The sequence below is a fragment of the Blautia sp. DFI.3.45 genome, assembly GCF_020593505.1.
Classification (GTDB): Bacteria; Bacillota; Clostridia; order Lachnospirales; family Lachnospiraceae; genus Blautia_A; species Blautia_A wexlerae.
The window spans coordinates 26,783-47,135 of sequence record NZ_JAJDMI010000012.1 but is presented as its reverse complement, the minus strand read 5'-3'; the positions used below and the strand labels follow the sequence as shown (position 1 = coordinate 47,135).

Sequence of the window (20,353 nt, the reverse complement as noted above, 5' to 3'; positions counted from 1 at the left end):
GATAAGGAATGAAAGTAGAACTGGAAAATGTAAAACCAATGGATATAGAGAAACGCAGCTTTGAGATCATCACAGAGGAACTTGGAGATAAAAAGCTGGTTCCCGGAACAGAGCTGATCGTAAAGAGATGTATTCACACAAGCGCAGACTTTGATTATGCAGAGAATCTCTGTTTCTCTGAGAATGCAGTTGAGAAAGCAATTGCTGCTATCAAAGACGGTGCCTGCATTGTGACAGATACACACATGGCAGAGTCCGGGATCAACAAGAGAGTCCTTTCCCGTTACGGCGGAGAAGTATTCTGCTTTATCTCTGACGAGGACGTAGCTGCCACAGCCAAAGCCAACGGAACCACAAGAGCTACAGCCAGCATGGATAAGGCTGCTGCCATGGGAAAGAAGCTGATCTTTGCCATCGGAAATGCCCCCACTGCGCTGGTACGTCTCTATGAACTGATTGAGGATGGCAAGCTGGATCCTGAGCTGATCATCGGTGTGCCGGTAGGCTTTGTAAACGTGGTTCAGTCCAAGGAACTGATCATGCAGGCAGACGTACCTTATATTGTAGCCAGAGGAAGAAAGGGCGGAAGCAATGTTGCCGCATGTATCTGTAATGCATTGCTTTATATGATTGATAATAACAGAGGATACTAATTCTGTATCTGACTGATATTCTTTAACAGCTTGCATGCCGGGACGAAATCTGCCACAGGCATGGAGGAGCAGGAGAGAATCAGGGTAATCTTACCGGGAGCCTCTCTCAGAAGCTGCAGGCGCAGACCATTGGTCTGTGCCTTTTTTTGAAGCTCCTGCCAGGTAAGAGTTGTGGACAGAGTCAGGGCCAGGCTGGTACCTGCGGCTCCGGTCTGGATCTGGGAATCTTTTCCAAATACTTCCCGCACAGCACTGCGGAGTGCTTTCAGCTTTACAGAATACAGACGTTTCAGCTTACGGGTCTGTGCTGCCAGGTGACCATCCCGGATAAACTGGCACAGAGCAATCTGCTCTGCCTTTGATGCTGTCTGATTATATTGGTCTGCTTTTTTTCTGTACAGTGCAGACAGCTCCGGAGGCAGGACCATAAAACTGATACGGATGGAGGGCAGCAGAAGTCTGGAAAAGGTTCCCAGATACACCACATTCTGACCGCCTGCCAGACCAAAAAGAGAAGGGGTAGGCTTCTGCAGATACACAAATTCATTTTCAAAATCATCCTCAATGACCAGACTGCCATGTGCAGCAGAGTAATTCACCAGTTCCAGGCGTCTGGAAACAGGCATAATATCACCCCATTTTGTCATATGTGCAGGGGAAACATAAATAATATCACAGTCCTTATTCCTGTAATCTACCTGAAATCCATAGTCATGGAACACAGTACTTCCCTGTACAAAAGAAGAATTGGGAAAAGAAACAGTCCGACGTTGATCAAGGAGCGGGCAGAGGATGTGCAAAAGGCTCTGGATACCTGCACCGATCACAATATCCTCCCCACTACATAGCACGTTTCTACGTTCTCTCACATAATCGGCAAGTGTATCTCTCAGGTCAGCCTCACCCTGAGGCTCTCCATAAGACAGTAATCTTTCATCCTGGCGAAGAGCGCTTTTGATATAACGTCTCCAAAGGTCAAAACGGAAACTCTCCCGATCTACTCCTGAAGATGCAAAATCAAACCGGCAAGGTGTCTGAGCATGTTTCTCTGTTTTTCTGACAGATGTGTGTTGTCTGTCAGCTATATCTGTCACATAGTATCCGCTCTGGGCTTTGGAAATAATATATCCCTCCGCAGCCAGCTGCAGATAGGCATTTTCAATGGTGGTGCGGCTCAGCTTTAGTTCCTGCGAACATTTTCGAAGAGAGGGCATCCTGCTTCCGGGCGGGAGCTTTTTCTCCATGATCAGCTCCCTGTAATAGTGGAACACCTCCAGATACAGGTGCTCCCTTTTTTTATTCTTATCTAAAATCAATTCCATATGTAAAACTCCGATCCTTCAAACATGCTGATGGCATTCTTGAATTGCTATAGGGTTAAAAATAAACTGACCCTTAAAAAAACATTAAATCTGGCTATATTCATATATCCACTGTGATGCTATATTAATACAAAGCATAAAAGAAAGCAAGAGGAATAAAAAATTGAAAAAAATTGCAGTAATTCATGATCTGTCCGGTCTGGGAAAATGCTCTCTTACAGCAGCGATTCCTGTAATTTCCGTCATGGGAGTCCAGGCTTGTCCGCTGCCCACCGCAATATTGAGTAATCAGACAGGATATGGATCTTATTTCTGGGATGATTATACAGACCGGATGGAACTGATCATGGATGAGTGGAAAAAAACGGGATTTACACCGGATGGTGTTTATACAGGATTTCTGGGAGATGCCAGACAGGTGGATCTGATCCTGAAATTTGTAGATATGTTCTGTACAGAGGGAACACATATCCTGGTTGATCCGGTTATGGGAGACAGAGGGGAAACATACAAAACCTATTCAGAGACTCTCTGTGAAAAAATGCGGACTCTGGTCAGAGAAGCTACAGTGATTACGCCGAACCTGACAGAGGCACTTCTTCTTCTGTATGGAGAAGAGGGGATGAAAGAAAGAATGAAAGCACTTTCTGATATGGAAGAAACACAGTTGCTTAAGGAAATAGAAACATCCGGCAGAGAACTGACTCAGCGTTTTGGGCTGGAAGCAATTGTGATCACAGGAGTAGAGGTGTCCGGCAGTGACGGCAGAGCACGAATGGGAAATCTGGTTCTGGAGAAAGAAAAAGCAGACTGGTGTTTTTCTGTAAAAGAGGGCGGCAGTTATTCTGGAACAGGAGATCTTCTGGCATCTGTTCTGAGTGCGGGAATGGTGAGAGGGATTCCCATGAAAGCATGTGTGGAGAAGGCTGTTGAATTTCTGGGTGGAGCTATTCACGATGCAGTGGAAGAAGGAACTGACAGAAATGATGGAGTCTGCTTTGAAAAATATCTGGGGATACTGACACAGATATAAGACAGGAAATCATAGATACCAAATGCCGGACAGTTAAGTAAAATATATAACAGGAGGGATCATATTATGTCTGAATTAACAGCAAAAGAGAACATCAAAACAGCCGATACAGTGAAAAGGATCACAGCCACAGCGGTAATGGCAGCATTGACTACTTTAATGACAGCTTATATCTTCCACATTCCGGTAGGGGTGAACGGAGGATATGTACATCTGGGCGACACGATGATCTATCTGGCAGCAGCATTTCTGCCACTACCTTACGCATGTGCGGCAGGAGCGATCGGAGGTGGCCTGGCAGATCTTCTGACAGCACCTGTATGGGCGCCTGCAACCATAATTATCAAAATGCTGATCTGTCTTCCGTTTTCTTCTAAAGGAACAAAGCTGGTCACAAAGAGAAATGTAGTTGCATTATTCCTTGCATTCGCCATCTCAGCAACAGGATACTATATTGCAGAAGGAATTATGTTTGGATTTACAGCATCCTTCTTTACCTCTGTCAGCGGAAGTATTGTACAGTCAGGTGGAAGTGCCATTATGTTTGTGATCATCGGTACTGCACTTGATAAAATCGGATTTAAGACGAATATTGCGAAATAATACGAAAAATGAAACAACTGAATTTAACCGGATCAAGTAGCGAAGCGGATGATTTTATCCGCTTGACACTGAGGAGAATATAAAATGACAACAGATATCATATACAGATATAAAAACCAGGTATATTTTAACATCACCAATAAATGTCCATGCAGATGCACTTTCTGCATCCGAAATACAGAGGATGCTATCGGTGAGGCATCCAATCTCTGGTTTGAACATGAACCTGCATTGGAAGAGATTTACAAAGCCATTGATGAGTTTGATTTTTCTGACTGTAATGAAGTGGTTTTCTGCGGATACGGAGAACCGACCATGGCTCTTGAGAACCTTATAGCAGTAAGCAAATATATCAGGGAAAGATACCCATTCCGGATCAGGCTGAATACCAACGGATTATCTGATCTGATTCACAAACGTTCTACTGCAGAAGAAATCTGTCAGGCTGTAGACAGTATATCCATCAGCCTGAATATGCCGGATGCAGCTTCCTACAATGAAGTAGTCCGTCCAGCATACGGCGAGAAGTCCTTTGACGCCATGCTGAAATTTGCAAGAGACTGCAAGCAGTATCTTGATGATGTACGCTTCACAGTTGTAGATGTGATTGGCGAGGAAAAAGTAGAGCAGAGTAAAATCCTGGCTGCTCAGAATGGGATTCCGTTAAGAGTAAGAAAATATTCACCGTGATACAGAATAGAAAATTTCTGTTTTTGCTTTTAAATTTGCCTGAAAACTACAGCAGTCATGCACCTTACCGTGCGTGGCTGCTTATTTTTTATGTTATAGGAAATTACTCCGTAATGTTTCTATAACATAAAAAGCCTTCCGGGCAGGATGAAGTCCCCTTCTTCGAAAATTGCAAAAAGTAATAAGCAATAAGAGAGTGCACTTGACATATGATATTCTTTATACTATATTATATTTAACAATTAGGTTAAATGTTAAATGAAAGGCTGTGATGAACTATTGGGATTACAGGATACATTGAAAGCACTGGCAGATCCAATACGACGTGAGATTCTAAATTTGTTAAAGGGCGGACGGCTTTCAGCAGGAGAGATATGTGAACATTTTTCAGTGACGGGGGCGTCTATATCCAGACATCTGGCAATATTAAAGGATGCTGATCTGATCAGGAGCAAAAGGGAAGGAAAATTTATTTATTACGAACTAAATACTTCTGTATTGGAGGATGTTATGTTGTGGATCACAGACTTAAAGGGGGTATCGGATTATGAAGGAAATGATTAAAAAATATAAAGGTACATTGATCTGTTCTGTACTGGTAATGCTTGCAGGAATTTTGGTGGGTTTTACGATGGCGCAGAGCATATGGATAAACGTGTTTTTTGTAGTGACAGATTGTATACTGGTGACAATCATCTTTTATGACAACAGGAACAGACAGCAGAGCAGCAAGGTTATAGGGATGGTCATATGGATGATACCTGTTACCGCGTTAATCTATAATGGTATGGCAAGACTGATCAGTATGGATGCGGATAGTGAGAATCTGTTTATGGCAGTAATTTACTTTGGAACAGGATTACTGTTTATGATTATAGGAAATTATTTGCCAAAGGTGAAACAGAATAACACCATAGGAATCAGGGTTGTATGGACATTGCAGGATGAAGAAAACTGGAGTGCAACTCATAGATTCAGTGGAAAATTATGGGTGGCATCAGGTGTCTTATGTATGCTTTGCGGCCTTTTTGGAGAAAGCATTGCTGCTTTGGTTTTGTATATTGTGAGCATTATGGCTGCTGCAATTGTCAGCATTCTTTATTCTTATCTTTTTTATAAGAAAAAAATGGCAGCCGGAGAAAAATTAAAAATCCAGTATAACAAGAAGACAATCGTGATATATGTAATCGTATCAGTTTTTGTCGTAATATTTACTATATGGACTTTGTTCTGGGGTGGTATTGATATCAGTTTCCATGATAATGATTTTACTGTTGAGGCACAGGGATGGAGTGATTATACAGTGGATTATGAGCAGATTGACAGTATCTCATACAAAGAAAATTTATTTCAAAATGGGAATGATCGCAGAACAAATGGTATGGGAAACCTGAAGTATGGTATGGGAAATTTCAGAAATGATATTTATGGAGATTATATCCGCTACACCCATGCATCCTGCCACTCATATGTAGTTATGGATATAGGCGGAAAAATATTGGTGGTAAATGGCGTAGATGAATCAGAAACAAAGAAAATTTATGACACTCTCAGAGAGAAATGTCAGATGAATTAGTGTGTGTTTAATCGAATCAGACAAGTAGCAAAATAACAGGTATTGCGGTTATAAATCACAATACCTGTTATTTTTTGATGCGATTGCGGGTATCATGGAACCATGAAGGTGATTTCTATGATAAACAGACAGTTCTACATCAATAAGATTATGCCATATGCTGATACGTCTTGTGTAAAAGTATTGACTGTCTTTATACAATCTTAATACGGAATCATAGACTTTTATACTATCTTTGAAAGCAATTGTATATAATAAAACGCATTATGAAGATATTGCTATAGAATCATTAGTAAGGAGTTATGATCATTTATGCCGGAAAAAATGTGTAAGAAAAAACACCTGACGTCTTTTCAGCTGATTATTCTGGGATTTGCAGGTGTGATCCTTTTGGGAAGTATTTTGCTGATGCTTCCGGTTTCCTCTTTGGACAAAGTGCCGACGCCATTTCATGAGGCACTTTTTACAGCCACTTCGGCAGTATGCGTTACAGGACTTGTAGTAAAGGACAGCGGAAGTTACTGGTCTGTATTCGGACAGACAGTTATTCTTGCGCTTATACAAATAGGTGGACTTGGAGTAGTAACCGTAGCGGCAGCGGTTTCGCTTCTTTCAGGGAAAAAAATATCTCTCATGCAAAGAAGTACAATGCAGGATGCAATTTCAGCACCTAAAGTTGGAGGAATTGTCAGACTGACAAGGTTCATTTTAAAGGGGACTCTTTTGATTGAAGCAGCAGGAGCTATGCTATTGCTGCCGGTTTTTGTATCGGATTATGGCTTAAAGGGAATCTGGATGGCAGCCTTTCATTCTATTTCTGCTTTTTGTAATGCAGGATTTGACATTCTGGGAACAGCAGATAATGCCTTTCCGTCTCTGACGGGCTATTCCGGAAATATCCTTATAAATGTGGTAATTATGCTGCTGATCATCACAGGGGGGATTGGTTTTCTTACCTGGGATGATATTTATAGGAATAAAATGAATTTTAAACGTTACCGCATGCAAAGCAAGATTATTCTCATGACTACTGTATGCCTGATTGTTTTTCCGGCAGTTTTTTTCTTTGCCTGTGATCTGAAAAACCTGCCTGCGGGAGAACGCCTGTTAGCTGCCATGTTTCAATCGGTAACTACAAGAACTGCCGGCTTTAATACCATAGATATTTCAGAGATGAGCGAGGCATCAAAAGCGGTTATGATACTGTTAATGTTGATCGGTGGTTCGCCGGGTTCTACAGCAGGAGGAATGAAAACAACTACTTTTACGGTACTGATTTTAAATGCAATTGCAACCTTTCGCAGTCAGGAAAATGCAGGGGCTTTTGGACGGAGACTGGAGTATCATGTGATAAAAAATGCAGCCACAATAGCTATGCTCTATTTTACATTATTCTTTTGTGGAGGTGTTGCAATCAGCGTATACGAAGGTCTTCCCCTTTTGGATTGTCTGTATGAAGCAGCTTCAGCTGTGGGCACGGTAGGTCTGACCTTGGGAGTCACACCGGGACTTCATGTTTTTTCACAAGTTGTGCTGATCATACTGATGTATCTGGGACGCGTAGGCGGCCTGACCCTGATTTATGCAGTATTCTCAGGAAGAAATAAGGGAAATGCAAAGCTTCCTCTGGAGAAAATCACAGTTGGATGAGAAGGAGAAAAGTAATATCATGAAGAATGTATTGATTATTGGACTTGGAAGATTTGGAAGACATATTGCCATGCAGCTGAATCAGCTTGGGCATGAAATTATGGCAGTTGACTGGAAGGAAGAAAGGGTGGACAAAGTGCTTCCGTTTGTGACTAACGCCCAGATCGGGGACAGTACCAATGCTGAATTTTTACAATCCCTTGGAATTGGAAACTACGATATCTGTTTTGTGACTATTGGAGGAAGCTTTCAGAATTCTCTTGAGACAACTTCCCTTCTGAAAGAACTGGGAGCAAAACTGGTAATATCCAGAGCTGAACGTGATGTCCATGAAAAATTTCTTTTACGCAATGGTGCAGATAAGGTGGTTTATCCGGAAAAACAGGTTGCAAAATGGGCATCTATCCGTTACACAGATGATCATATCCTTGATTATATGGAGGTGGATGCTTCCCATGCGATTTTTGAGGTAGAAGTGCCGGAGGAATGGACTGGAAAAACTGTAGGCGGACTGGATATCAGAAAGCGTTACAATATTAATATTCTGGCAGTAAAAAATGAAGGAGAATTTAATATTGCAATTTCTCCGGATACGTATTTGGAAGAGAATAGTAAATTACTGGTGCTGGGAGAATACAGAGCTCTTCAGAAGTGCTTCCGCATATAGTAAAAAAGACTTTTGACCACAACACAGCCCCATGATATAATTTTCAAAACAGTAAAAAAGGTGGGGGACAGGATGAGTTTAAAAAATGTGAATCATCAGAAACGGTCATTTACATGGTCTATGGAAAAACCGTCTGCAAAGGATTATTTTCTGACGGTATTTATATTTGCGGTATGCACTTTAATTGGTCTGTTGTTTCAGAAACTGAATTTTACGGATACGAATATTGTAACCATATATATTCTGGGGGTTTTGCTTACTTCGATTGTGACAGATGGCTATCTTTGCAGTGTGGCAGGCTCTTTCTTAAGTGTATTTTTATTTTGTTTTTTTCTGACAGAACCAAGGATGTCTTTCAAAACCTATGCGGTGGGTTATCCGGTGACATTTTTCATAATGCTTATTTCATCCGTACTTACGGGAGCACTTGCAGCAAAGCTGAAAACACATGCAAAGCTGTCTACACAGCTTGCCTTTCGTGCACAGATTCTGTTCGATACAGACCGTCTGCTGCAAAAGGCAAAAGGAGAAACAGAGATTCTTGATGTCACCTGTACACAGCTTCTCCGTTTATTAAACCGCAATATTACAGCATATGTAGTAGAAAATGGAACTTTATCAGAGGGAAAGCTTTTCTCCGGGGAAAAAGAGGACACAGAAGATTTTTTGATACCAGAAGAGCAGCAGATAGCCAAATGGGTCTGTGAAAACAGACAGCATGCCGGTGCGTCCACACACCATTTTCCTCAGGCTAAATGTTTATATCTGGCAATCCGAAGCGGGGATAATGTTTACGGTGTGATCGGGATACCATTGCAAAAAGAAACACTGGACACTTTTGAATACAGCATCCTGTTGTCTGTAATAAATGAATGTGCGCTTGCAATGGAAAATGCGAAAAATGCATTAGAAAAAGAAAAAAATGCAGTTATAGCCAAAAATGAACAGTTGCGGGCAGATCTTCTTCGGGCGATTTCGCATGATCTTCGTACGCCGCTTTGCTCCATTTCCGGTAATGCAGATATGCTGCTTGGCAATAGTGACCGTCTGGACGAAGCTACAAAACATCAGATTTATAGCGATATCTATGATGATTCTGAATGGCTGATCGGAGTTGTGGAGAATCTGCTTTCCATTACCAGACTGAATGACGGAAGACTGAAATTTAAATTTACAGACCAGCTTCTGGATGAGGTGATTGCAGAATCCCTGAGGCATATCAGCCGGAAACATGATGATTATAAAATTGTGACAGACTGCGAAGAACTTGTTCTTGCACGTATGGATGTACGTCTTATTATGCAGGTTCTGGTAAATTTAATTGATAATGCAATAAAATATACACCGCCGGGTTCTGTGATCTGTATTCGGGGAACGAAAACAGATGGGAAAGCGCAGATAAGTGTGGAAGATAATGGCCCGGGAATTCCGGAAGAAATGAAGTCACATATTTTTGAGATGTTTTATACAGGGAAAACGACAGTTGCGGATAGTCACCGAAGTCTGGGACTTGGACTGGCACTTTGCCACTCTATTATAGAAGCACATGAAGGAACCCTGGTTTTGACAGATCATGATCCTCATGGATGCAATTTTACTTTTACTTTACCCTTAAGCGAGGTGACATTAAATGAATAAAACATTAATTCTGGTGGTTGAGGATGACAGACCCATACGCAATCTGATCGTTACTACATTAAAAACACATGACTATAAATATCTGGCTGCAGAAAACGGATCTTCAGCCATTCTGGAAGCTTCGTCCCACAATCCGGATATTGTTCTTCTGGATCTGGGGCTTCCTGATATGGAAGGGGTAGAAGTGATAAAAAAAATCCGTACCTGGTCGAATATGCCGATTATTGTGATCAGCGCCAGAAGTGAGGACACAGATAAAATAGAGGCGCTGGATGCAGGAGCAGATGATTATATTACGAAACCGTTCTCTGTTGAAGAATTACTTGCGCGTATCCGTGTCACCCAGAGGAGACTTGCGGTTATGCAGAGCGGAGAGCAGATAGAAAGCTCTGTTTTTGAGAATGGTGGATTAAAGATAGACTATACGGCAGGCTGTACATATCTGAAGGGAGAGGAATTGCATCTGACACCTATAGAATATAAGTTGCTCTGTCTTTTGTCCCGCAATGTGGGAAAGGTATTGACACATACCTATATTACCCAGCAGATTTGGGGACGATGTTCGGATAATGATGTTGCTTCTCTTAGAGTTTTTATGGCAACATTGCGGAAAAAACTGGAGCCTGAGAAAAATGGAGTGCAATACATCCAGACACATATTGGCATTGGATATCGCATGCTTAGAATTGAGAAGTAAAAAGCTAGTACATCGTTTCGTAAATAACTATACCAATCCGCATCCTACGCGATTGGTATAGTTATTTCGAAAACGATGTACTAGATACGGAGTATGTCACAGAGGATATCGCCCAACCATCTGATTTAATGATACAACAATATCTTATTTTTATAGCAATCCTCGTAAATAATGCATTTAAGAGGATTGCTATAGATTTATTTCTCATAATATAATAAGAAGGAACCCTCCCAATATTAACAGCAATGAGGAAACAACTGAAAAGATCTGGGCTCCTACACCTGGGGTGCCGCCCTGTTTGATCGCTTCATCGCGGTCAAGTTTATTTTTCATCAGATTCTTTGTGATTCCGGGTGCGGATTTGAGAGTCTGTCCGTCCTGTATGCCGATAGCAGTTACGGTTTGCCCTGTTTCGAAATCAGCAGCAGAATAATAATAACGAACATCATATTCTTTATGTGAACGTGTCGTCTGGTTCGATGGTTCTATAAAATGCTTCTGTGTATAGGTGTTATCCGGTACATATGTATAACCGGCAGATGATAATGCTGCCTTGTCGTAATCTTCCCAGGTTTTGGTCAGCATAATATCATCAATAAAATCCTGCGAAAGTGCATAATTTCCAATTTTCCCCTGACCTGATACCGGCATGCTGCTGAAAGATGAATTCCATTCCAGAACGCCATATTTCTTTTCGTCGTCAGTCATTGCCTCCTTCTTTTTGGAAGAAGATTTTGTTAATTTCATTGTCTGTTTTGAACTTGAAATGCGGATGCTGTCAAAGTCCAGTCCAAGCTCATCATCATGTGCCGGTTCAGTCAGCTCGAATGTGCCGCATACAATGACTGTCTTTCCATCGTTTTCCGGGTCGATCGTATCTGCTGCATCAACGTAAACTGCGTCTTTCAGAGCTGCTTTTGTTTTGGGGTTATCCACAAAGATCATCTTTAAAGCAGATACAAAAAAGAATATTCCGATTATTACAAGGAGAACCCCTCCTGCTTTCTTCAATATCTTCATAAATTTCATCACCTTCCCTTTCTGTTAATATTTTTCTGCAAGTATCTCAATCATATTATTACATATTTTACTTCGTTTGCCACTGTCACTTGCGATAGTAACAGGGTGTGATTATTTTCTGGAATTACCATAGGATTCATGTTATTATAAACAGTAATAAGACGGATAACCATAAGAAAGGATGTTTTATAAATGGAAGGGGGATAAGATGGCAGGATTAAAAAAACTTCCAATTGGAATTGAGAATTTCGAAAAATTGCGGCAGGAAGATTTCTATTATATAGATAAGACACGACTGATTGAACAGTTGCTTACAAGATGGGGTGAAGTAAACCTGTTTACCCGTCCGAGACGTTTCGGAAAATCCCTGAATATGAGTATGCTCCAGAGTTTTTTTGAGATTGGAAAAGATAAGACTTTGTTTGATGGGCTGAGGATTTCAGATAATCAGGAATTATGTGAGGAATATCAGGGGAAATTTCCGGTGGTTTCTGTCAGTCTGAAGGGAATTAATGGTGCCACATATGAGGAAGCCCGAAGATTTCTCATAAAAACAATCAATGAAGAAGCCCGCAGACTATCCGTACTTTCAGACAGCACAGAGCTTGATGAAACAGATCACGAATTACTGACACAGTTAAAGAAAAAAGAAATGACAAACGATTCTCTGGTGTACAGTATCCGTGAACTGACAGAATTGCTGGAAAAGCACTATGGCAGCAAAGTAATTGTTCTGATCGATGAGTATGACGTACCTCTGGCAAAGGCAAATGAAAATGGCTATTATGATGAAATGGTATTGCTGATCCGTAATTTATTTGAGAACGCATTAAAAACCAATAACAGTCTGAAATTCGCAGTGCTGACAGGATGCCTGCGGATTGCAAAAGAAAGCATTTTTACAGGTCTTAACAACTTTAAGGTTTATTCCATTACAGATAAGAGTTTTGATGAAACATTTGGATTTACAGATGCGGAAGTAAGGGAACTCCTCCGGTATTATGGACAGGAAAAATATTATGAGACAGTGAAAGAGTGGTATGACGGCTACAGGTTTGGAAATGTGGATGTTTATTGTCCATGGGATGTGATCAATTTCTGCAGCGATCATCTGGCAGATCCCGGGCTGGAACCGAAGAATTACTGGGCGAATACAAGTGGAAACAGTGTGATCAGTCATTTCATTGACAGTGTGGGAAAACCACAGAAGCTGACCAGAATGGAGCTGGAACAGCTGGTAAATGGAGGGATTGTCCAGAAAGAAATTAATTCTGAGCTTACCTATAAGGAATTATATTCTTCCATAGACAATCTGTGGAGCACACTTTTTATGACCGGATATCTGACACAGAGAGGGGAACCCAGTGGTAACAGATATAATCTGGTTATTCCCAACAGAGAGATCCGAAATATTATCACCAATCATATTCTGAAAATGTTTAAAGAAAATGTAAAGGACGATGGAAAAACAGTCAGCGATTTATGTGATGCACTGCTGAACCAGAATCCGGAAAAAGTAGAGTTGATTTTTACAGAATATATGAAAAAAACGATTAGCATAAGAGATACCTTTGCCCGGAAACCAACGAAAGAAAATTTCTATCATGGATTGCTGCTGGGGATTCTGGGATTCAAAGAGAACTGGTCAGTAATGTCCAATCGGGAATCAGGAGACGGATTCGGGGATATTCTGATTCGTATAGAAGATGAAGATGTGGGGCTTGTGATCGAAGTAAAATATGCAGATGACGGAAATCTTCAGGGAGAGTGCGAAAAAGCACTTCAGCAGATTATAGATATCAGATATACTGAGTCGTTGGAACAGGAAGGGATTCATACAATCATAAAATATGGAATCGCCTGTTACAGAAAGAAATGTAAGGTGCTGATGAGAATAGACAAACAGTGAACACAGAATATTCAGACCTCATTACCGGATGCAGAACGAACGGTAATGAGGTCTTGTCACGTTATCCTTTAGTTACTGTTCACTCCGTTCACAGTAACTTAGCCAAAATTCATTCCAGATTGCCTGCGGCAATGGAATTTTGGCTTGTATGTCTCGGGATAGTGGTATGTGAACAGTAACATCCTTTACTCTAATGCTGAGTTTTTTCCGTGTTTGCAATTGACATCTTAACAGGAAATGATTATGATATCTCTGACAGCGCTTTTTAGCTGTCCGGATTTCTTATCAAATCAAATACCCTGTTGCCAGTGGGATATTTGATTTGATATGAAATGAATGAGGAATGGTGAAATACGAAGGAGAGTTAGAAGTTATGAGTATTTCCATGATTGGAATTGACCATAATATGGCACCGGTGGATATTCGTGCGAAATTTGCATTTACAAAGAAAAATGCCGGTGAAGCAATGGAAAAAATAAAGAATCAAAATGGAATATATGGATGTGTGATCCTGTCCACCTGTAACCGCCTGGAGGTCTGGGCAAGTGTGGATGATGAGGTAGATGTCTGTCTTTATGACTATCTCTGCAGGATAAAGGGAATTACTGAGGATTCTTACAGACAATATTTTGTAGAGCGTAAGGATCAGGAGGCAGTTGAGCATCTTTTTTATCTTACCAGTGGTCTGAAATCACAGATCATAGGGGAGGATCAGATCCTTACACAGGTGAAGGATGCCCTGAATCTGGCAAGAGAGAATTTTGCGGCAGATGGTGTTTTGGAGGTTCTGTTCAGAATGGCTGCCACAGCAGGAAAGAGGATTAAGACAGAGGTTCCTTTTTCCCATGGAAATCCGTCAGTGATCCATCAGGCCATCGGATTTCTGGCAGAGAAAGGGTATTCTCTCAGGGATAAGACCTGTATGGTCATCGGTAACGGTGAGATGGGGAAGGTGGCTGCTCAGGCTTTGCAGGAGGCAGGTGCAGATGTGACAGTGACCATCCGTCAGTACAGAAGCGGAGTTGTGAATATTCCGCTGGGCTGTAAGCGCATTAATTACGGTGACAGAATGGAGTATGTGCCGCATTGTGACCTTGTAGTGAGTGCAACTGCAAGTCCGAATTTCACATTAAGAGAAGAATTATTCCAGGGAATCCGGACAAAGGATGACCTGATCCTGATCGATCTAGCAGTTCCCAGAGATATAGAGCCATCTGTTGGAAAGATCCAGGGGGTCACACTTTATGACATGGACAGCTTCCGTATAGAGGAAGTTCCTGCAGAACTTCAGGAAAATCTGGAGGCAGCAGGTGCGATCGTAAGAGAGCAGATGGATGAATTTTTCCAATGGCTGGATGGAAGAGACCTGATCCCAAGAATTCAGGATATTAAAGATGAGGCAGTCAATGACCTGAATTTAAGGATTGCAAAGATATTAAAGAAAACACCTATGGAAGAGGATGACAGGCAGAATCTGGTCCATGCAGTGGATACGGCAGCAGGAAAAGTAGTAAATAAACTGATCTTTGGTCTGCGTGACAGTCTGAATCAGGAGATTTTCCTTGAGTGTGTGGCAGGACTGGAGAAAATATATGAAGAATAAGCCGTATTTTCCAATGTTTATAGACTTATCAGATAAGAATATCGTGGTTGTAGGCGGCGGAAACATTGCAACCCGTCGAGTGAAAACCCTTTTATCATTCACCAGAAATATCAGAGTCATTGCTCCGAAGGTCACCATGGAGATGATGGAGCTTGGCAAAGCCGGCTATGTAGAGTTGATCACACGTCCGGTGAAGCGTACAGACTTTGCGATGGCATATATGGTGATCGCAGCTACAAATGACAGAAAGTTAAATGATGAGATCCACAGGATCTGCAGGCAGGAAGGCGTTTATGTTAATGTAGCCAGCGACAGAGAACAGTGCGATTTTTATTTCCCCGGGATCTATATGGAGGATGGACTGGTGGTGGGAATCACAGCCAGCGGTCTGGATCATAAAAAAGCGCGCAGGATAAGAGAAGAAATCCAGAATGCCCTGGAGAGGGTTGCGCAGGAAGATGAGAATGAGGAGGGAAATGATGACTGAGGTGATCATTGGAAGTAGAGAGAGTAAGCTGGCCGTTCTCCAGAGTGAGATGGTAAAAAGCTACATAGAACAGAAAAACCGTGAAAAAAATGCCGGTTCTGAAATAACAGTAAATATCCTGACTATGAAAACAACAGGAGATATTATTCTGGACCGTACCCTGGATAAGGTGGGCGGAAAAGGATTGTTTGTAAAAGAACTGGACAGGGCATTGCTAGATGGTAAAAGCAATCTGTCTGTACACAGTCTTAAGGATATGCCTATGGAGGTTCCAAAAGAGCTTCCCCTTCTGGCCTTTTCAAAGCGTGAGGATCCAAGAGATGTACTGGTGCTTCCTGAGGGAGTGGCGGAGCTGGATCCGGATAAACCTCTGGGATGTTCCAGCTTAAGGAGAACTCTTCAGTTAGAGAAGCTGTATCCTGAGATGGAGGTAAAGAGTATCCGTGGAAATCTGCAGACAAGGCTTCGCAAGCTGGATGAAGGAGAGTATTCCGGGCTGATCCTGGCAGCGGCAGGTCTGAAACGACTGGGGCTGGAAAGCAGGATCAGCAGATATTTTACACCAGATGAGATGATTCCTTCAGCAGGTCAGGGAATCCTGGCTGTGCAGGGACGCAAAGGTGAGGATTATGGGTATCTGGACGGATACTGTGACAGGGATGCCTGGATTGCAGGAACTGCAGAGCGCGCATATGTAAAATATCTGGACGGAGGATGTTCTTCGCCTGTAGCTGCATTTGCAGAGGTGGACGGAGATGAGATCTTTATCCGCGGTTTATATTACAGTGAAGCTACAGGAAAGTGGCTTACAGGTCAGATCAGAGGTGCAGCAGAGGATGGAGAGAAGCTTGGAATTGCACTTGCAAAGCAATTGAAATCTGACTGTGAGGGAAGATAAAAAAATTTATAAAAAGAAAATTCTTGTGACGCAAAAAGGAGAGGTAACATGGCAGCTGGCAAGGTTTGGCTGGTTGGTGCGGGACCGGGTGATATCGGGCTTTTTACATTAAAGGGCGCAGCGGTTCTGCAGCAGGCAGATGTGGTAGTATATGACAGTCTGGTAGGCGAAGGGGTTCTGGCAAAGATCCCGGAGCATGCCAGACTGATTAATGTAGGTAAAAGAGCAAATCACCATACAATGGTGCAGGAGGATATTAATAAGGTTCTTCTGGAAGAAGCTGAAAAAGGAAATAAAGTGGTAAGGCTTAAAGGTGGAGATCCCTTTCTCTTTGGAAGAGGCGGGGAGGAACTGGAACTTCTTTCTGAGAATGGAATCCCTTATGAGATCGTGCCCGGAGTGACATCTCCCATCTCTGTTCCTGCTTACAATGGGATTCCTGTGACACACAGGGATTTCTGTTCGTCCTTACATATTATTACAGGACATAAACGCGCAGGGCAGGAGTATGATATAGATTTTAAGGCACTGACCCGGACAAAGGGAACACTGGTGTTTCTCATGGGAATTGCAGCACTGGAGGATATCTGCAAAGGGCTTCTTGCAGGCGGAATGGATCCGAATGTGCCGGCAGCAGTTCTTCAGAAAGGAACAACAGCAGGACAGAAGCGGGTGGTTGCTACTGTAGGTACCCTCAAGGAAGAGGTGGACAGACAGGGGATAGAGACACCTGCCATTATTGTTGTGGGTAAGGTCTGCTCCCTGGCTGACAAATTTGCCTGGTATGAGAAGCTTCCTCTGGCAGGCTGGAAGGTTCTGGTCACAAGACCAAGACAGCATATTTCAAAGACAGCAGATCTTCTCCGTCAGAAAGGTGCCGAGGTTCTGGAGCTGCCGTCTATCTGTACAGTACCTGTTGAGAATAATGGCAGACTGTATGAGGCATTTGAGAAACTGGATACTTATCAGTGGATCATTTTTACAAGCCCTGCAGGTGTGGAGATCTTTTTTGACGAGATGGACAGAAAAGAGATGGATGTGCGCAGCCTGGGACAGGCGAAGATCGCAGTGATCGGTGAAGGAACGAAGAAAAAGCTGAAAGAGCATCACCTGCTGGCTGATTTTGTGCCAGGTGTGTATGACGGAGATACTCTTGGAGCAGAGCTTGCAAAAGAACTTCAGGGAAATGAAAAAATCCTGATCCCAAGAGCTGAAGCCGGAAATAAAAAGCTGACAGAACTGCTGGAGCAGACAGGGGCACAGGTGGATGATATTGCAACCTACACTACTCGTTATGAGAAGAGCAGACTGATCGATGAGAAGAAAGAACTGGAGACAGGAAGTGTGGACTGTGTAGTATTTACCAGTGCATCCACTGTAAAGGGCTTTGTGGAAGGCACAAAGGGACTGGACTATACGAAGGTAAAAGCTGCCTGTATCGGAAAACAGACCAAAGCTGCAGCAGATGCTTATGGTATGCAGACCTGCATGGCAAAGAAGGCTACCATCGAAAGTCTCATAGAGCTTGTGGAAGAGATGAAACAGGAAAACTGATAACTATTCTGCAAAAAATGGAACAGTTATGAGAATTGTTGATAAAAGGAGCAAAAAGACATGGATTTAATTCAGAGACCAAGAAGATTAAGAGGCAGTGAAAATTTAAGAAAAATGGTAAGAGAGACAAGAATGGACAAGTCTTCCCTTATCTATCCCTTATTTGTAAAAGAGGGAACAGGAATCGAAGAAGAGATCCCTTCTATGGAAGGACAGTTCCGCTACAGTGTAGACCGTCTTCCTTTTGAACTGGAACGTCTGCAGAATGCAGGAGTAAACAGCATTATGCTGTTCGGTATCCCGGATCATAAGGATGAGGTGGGAAGCGGTGCGTACGACCCCAACGGAATCGTACAGAAGGCCCTGAGAGAAGCAAAGAAACAGTTCCCGGACATGTACTATATCACAGATGTATGTATGTGTGAGTACACTTCACACGGACACTGCGGAGTGCTCTGCGGTCATGATGTAAATAATGATGCAACACTGGAATTACTGGCTAAGACAGCTGTTTCCCATGTAGAGGCAGGCGCAGATATGGTAGCTCCCTCTGATATGATGGACGGACGTGTACGTGCTATCCGTGAGGCTCTTGATGCGAACGGACATTATGGAGCACCGATCATGTCCTATGCAGTAAAATATGCATCTGCTTTCTACGGACCATTCCGTGATGCAGCAGGTTCTGCACCGTCTTTTGGTGACAGAAAGAGCTACCAGATGGATTTCCATAACAGAAGAGAAGGAATGAAGGAAGCTCTTACGGATGTGGAAGAGGGCGCAGATATCATTATGGTAAAACCTGCCATGTCTTATCTGGATATGGTCTCTGAGGTATCAAAGGCTGTAAATGTGCCGGTTGCAACATACAGTGTAAGCGGTGAATATGCAATGGTGAAAGCAGCTGCAAAGATGGGATGGATCGATGAAGAACGTATTATGTGTGAGATGGCAGTCAGTGCATACCGTGCAGGTGCCCAGATCTATCTTACTTATTATGCAAAAGAACTTGCAAAATGCATGGATGAAGGGAGAATCGGCTGATGGGTTTATCAGAAGAATTATTTGACAGAGCGGTAAAGGTGATTCCGGGAGGAGTAAACAGTCCTGTACGTGCCTATGGCGCAATCGGTATTGCACCGAGATTTATCGACCGCGCAGACGGATGCCATATTTATGATGTTGATGGAAAAGAATATGTGGATTATATCGATTCCTGGGGACCTATGATTCTGGGCCATAATTTTCCGGAAGTAAAAGAAAGTGTACTGAAGGCATGTGAAAAGGGCCTCAGCTTCGGATGTGCAACTGCAATTGAAGTGGAGATGGCTGAATTCATCTGTGACCATATTCCACATGTGGATATGGTGCGTATGGTAAATTCCGGTACAGAGGCTGTTATGAGTGCAGTCCGTGTTGCCAGAGGATTTACAGGAAAGAATAAGATCATTAAATTTGCAGGATGCTATCATGGACACAGTGATGCCATGCTGGTAAGTGCAGGCTCCGGTGTGATGACAAGCGGTGTTCCGGACAGTGCCGGTGTGCCTAAGGGATGCACAGAGGATACCATGACTGCTGTTTATAATGATCTGGACAGTGTACGTGCACTGATGGAGCAGGCTGACGGACAGACTGCTGCTGTTATCGTGGAAGCTGTAGGCGCCAATATGGGTGTGGTTCCCCCGAAAAAGGGGTTCCTGGAAGGTCTGAGAAAGCTCTGCGATGAGTACGGCGCCCTTCTGATCTTTGACGAGGTTATCACTGGTTTCCGTCTGGCTTTTGGCGGTGCTGCAGAATATTTTGGCGTGACCCCTGATCTGGTTACCTATGGTAAGATCATCGGTGCAGGTATGCCGGTAGGCGCATACGGCGGACGCAGAGAGATTATGGAACTGGTTTCCCCTGTGGGAAAGGTTTACCAGGCCGGTACCTTAAGCGGAAATCCTATTGCAATGGCAGCAGGACTGACACAGTTAAAATATCTCTATGAACACCAGGAAATCTATAAAGATCTGGAGGAAAAAGGAAAACGTCTCTATGGCGGTATGGAGAAAATCCTGGCAGAGAAAAATCTGCCTTACCATATCAATCACGTATCTTCCCTGGGAAGCCTGTTCTTTACAGAGCAGGAGGTTGTGGATTATACATCAGCCAAATCTTCAGATACAAAAGCTTTCTCTGAATATTTCAAGGGAATGCTTGCGCAGGGAATCCATATGGCTCCGTCACAGTTTGAGGCAATGTTTTTATCTGTTGCCCATACAGATGAGATTATAGACCAGACACTGGAAGCTGTCAGAAATTATTTTACCAAATAAACAGCAGAGCGCTTATCCGGTATAGAACTTAG

At 42.7% G+C, this 20,353-nt stretch carries 19 protein-coding genes; 17 read left to right on the top strand and 2 right to left on the bottom strand.

The window, feature by feature from the left end:
* The first annotated feature begins 8 nt into the window (after positions 1 to 8).
* A complete protein-coding gene (locus tag LJE09_RS06380; protein ID WP_008704797.1) occupies positions 9 to 653 on the top strand; it encodes a precorrin-8X methylmutase in 645 nt (214 codons plus the stop codon).
* On the opposite strand, the gene pdxR is transcribed toward LJE09_RS06380, so the two are convergent.
* A complete protein-coding gene (gene pdxR, locus LJE09_RS06375) occupies positions 650 to 1,975 on the bottom strand; it encodes a MocR-like pyridoxine biosynthesis transcription factor PdxR (protein WP_055060046.1) in 1,326 nt (441 codons plus the stop codon). The genes LJE09_RS06380 and pdxR overlap by 4 nt on opposite strands.
* Before the next feature lie 163 nt (positions 1,976 to 2,138).
* Here pdxR and LJE09_RS06370 point away from each other — a divergent pair, with 163 nt between their 5' ends.
* The 9 genes from LJE09_RS06370 to LJE09_RS06330 all read left to right on the top strand — a co-directional run bounded on the left by LJE09_RS06370 (position 2,139) and on the right by LJE09_RS06330 (position 10,529).
* Positions 2,139 to 3,008 carry a pyridoxamine kinase gene (locus LJE09_RS06370; protein WP_118408147.1) on the top strand — a complete coding sequence of 290 codons (870 nt, stop codon included), beginning with the start codon at positions 2,139 to 2,141 and terminating at the stop codon, positions 3,006 to 3,008.
* 66 nt (positions 3,009 to 3,074) lie between these two features.
* On the top strand, positions 3,075 to 3,611 hold the full coding sequence (locus LJE09_RS06365; protein ID WP_008704793.1) for a TIGR04002 family protein: 537 nt from the start codon (positions 3,075 to 3,077) through the stop codon (positions 3,609 to 3,611).
* Positions 3,612 to 3,695: 84 nt separating this feature from the next.
* Positions 3,696 to 4,301: a TIGR04100 family radical SAM protein gene (locus LJE09_RS06360; protein WP_008704792.1), complete on the top strand. Its 606-nt coding sequence runs from the start codon at positions 3,696 to 3,698 to the stop codon at positions 4,299 to 4,301.
* A 258-nt stretch (positions 4,302 to 4,559) separates the two neighbouring features.
* Positions 4,560 to 4,865: an autorepressor SdpR family transcription factor gene (locus LJE09_RS06355; protein WP_196801867.1), complete on the top strand. Its 306-nt coding sequence runs from the start codon at positions 4,560 to 4,562 to the stop codon at positions 4,863 to 4,865.
* Positions 4,849 to 5,877, top strand: coding sequence for an SdpI family protein (locus LJE09_RS06350; protein ID WP_055060044.1), 1,029 nt, complete (start codon positions 4,849 to 4,851; stop codon positions 5,875 to 5,877). The genes LJE09_RS06355 and LJE09_RS06350 overlap by 17 nt, the downstream gene beginning before the upstream one ends.
* A 312-nt stretch (positions 5,878 to 6,189) precedes the next feature.
* Positions 6,190 to 7,527, top strand: coding sequence for a TrkH family potassium uptake protein (locus LJE09_RS06345; RefSeq protein ID WP_161233285.1), 1,338 nt, complete (start codon positions 6,190 to 6,192; stop codon positions 7,525 to 7,527).
* A 19-nt stretch (positions 7,528 to 7,546) separates the two neighbouring features.
* On the top strand, positions 7,547 to 8,194 hold the full coding sequence (locus LJE09_RS06340; RefSeq protein WP_022381472.1) for a potassium channel family protein: 648 nt from the start codon (positions 7,547 to 7,549) through the stop codon (positions 8,192 to 8,194).
* Positions 8,195 to 8,266: 72 nt separating this feature from the next.
* Complete coding sequence (locus tag LJE09_RS06335; RefSeq protein ID WP_055053412.1) at positions 8,267 to 9,832, top strand: ATP-binding protein; 1,566 nt, start codon at positions 8,267 to 8,269, stop codon at positions 9,830 to 9,832.
* Positions 9,825 to 10,529 (top strand): response regulator, encoded by a 705-nt coding sequence (locus LJE09_RS06330; protein ID WP_019161280.1) that lies wholly within the window; start codon positions 9,825 to 9,827, stop codon positions 10,527 to 10,529. The genes LJE09_RS06335 and LJE09_RS06330 overlap by 8 nt, the downstream gene beginning before the upstream one ends.
* Before the next feature lie 204 nt (positions 10,530 to 10,733).
* Here the strand turns inward: LJE09_RS06330 and LJE09_RS06325 are convergent, their stop codons facing one another.
* Positions 10,734 to 11,549: a hypothetical protein gene (locus LJE09_RS06325; RefSeq protein ID WP_227311061.1), complete on the bottom strand. Its 816-nt coding sequence runs from the start codon at positions 11,547 to 11,549 to the stop codon at positions 10,734 to 10,736.
* Between the two features lie 208 nt (positions 11,550 to 11,757).
* Between LJE09_RS06325 and LJE09_RS06320 the strand changes: the two genes are divergently transcribed.
* From LJE09_RS06320 to hemL, 7 genes are all read left to right on the top strand, one after another.
* Complete coding sequence (locus tag LJE09_RS06320; protein WP_227311060.1) at positions 11,758 to 13,458, top strand: AAA family ATPase; 1,701 nt, start codon at positions 11,758 to 11,760, stop codon at positions 13,456 to 13,458.
* Between the two features lie 373 nt (positions 13,459 to 13,831).
* Entirely contained in the window at positions 13,832 to 15,061 is a 1,230-nt protein-coding gene (gene hemA, locus LJE09_RS06315; protein ID WP_227311059.1) for a glutamyl-tRNA reductase, read from the top strand.
* Positions 15,051 to 15,548 carry a precorrin-2 dehydrogenase/sirohydrochlorin ferrochelatase family protein gene (locus tag LJE09_RS06310; protein ID WP_118408159.1) on the top strand — a complete coding sequence of 166 codons (498 nt, stop codon included), beginning with the start codon at positions 15,051 to 15,053 and terminating at the stop codon, positions 15,546 to 15,548. The genes hemA and LJE09_RS06310 overlap by 11 nt, the downstream gene beginning before the upstream one ends.
* Positions 15,526 to 16,446, top strand: coding sequence for a hydroxymethylbilane synthase (gene hemC, locus LJE09_RS06305; protein WP_330584076.1), 921 nt, complete (start codon positions 15,526 to 15,528; stop codon positions 16,444 to 16,446). The genes LJE09_RS06310 and hemC overlap by 23 nt, the downstream gene beginning before the upstream one ends.
* Positions 16,447 to 16,494: 48 nt before the next feature.
* Positions 16,495 to 18,000 carry a uroporphyrinogen-III C-methyltransferase gene (gene cobA, locus LJE09_RS06300; RefSeq protein ID WP_161233288.1) on the top strand — a complete coding sequence of 502 codons (1,506 nt, stop codon included), beginning with the start codon at positions 16,495 to 16,497 and terminating at the stop codon, positions 17,998 to 18,000.
* Between the two features lie 60 nt (positions 18,001 to 18,060).
* Positions 18,061 to 19,044: a porphobilinogen synthase gene (gene hemB, locus LJE09_RS06295; RefSeq protein WP_008704753.1), complete on the top strand. Its 984-nt coding sequence runs from the start codon at positions 18,061 to 18,063 to the stop codon at positions 19,042 to 19,044.
* Positions 19,044 to 20,321, top strand: coding sequence for a glutamate-1-semialdehyde 2,1-aminomutase (hemL, locus tag LJE09_RS06290; RefSeq protein WP_022381480.1), 1,278 nt, complete (start codon positions 19,044 to 19,046; stop codon positions 20,319 to 20,321). The genes hemB and hemL overlap by 1 nt, the downstream gene beginning before the upstream one ends.
* Positions 20,322 to 20,353: the final 32 nt, after the last annotated feature.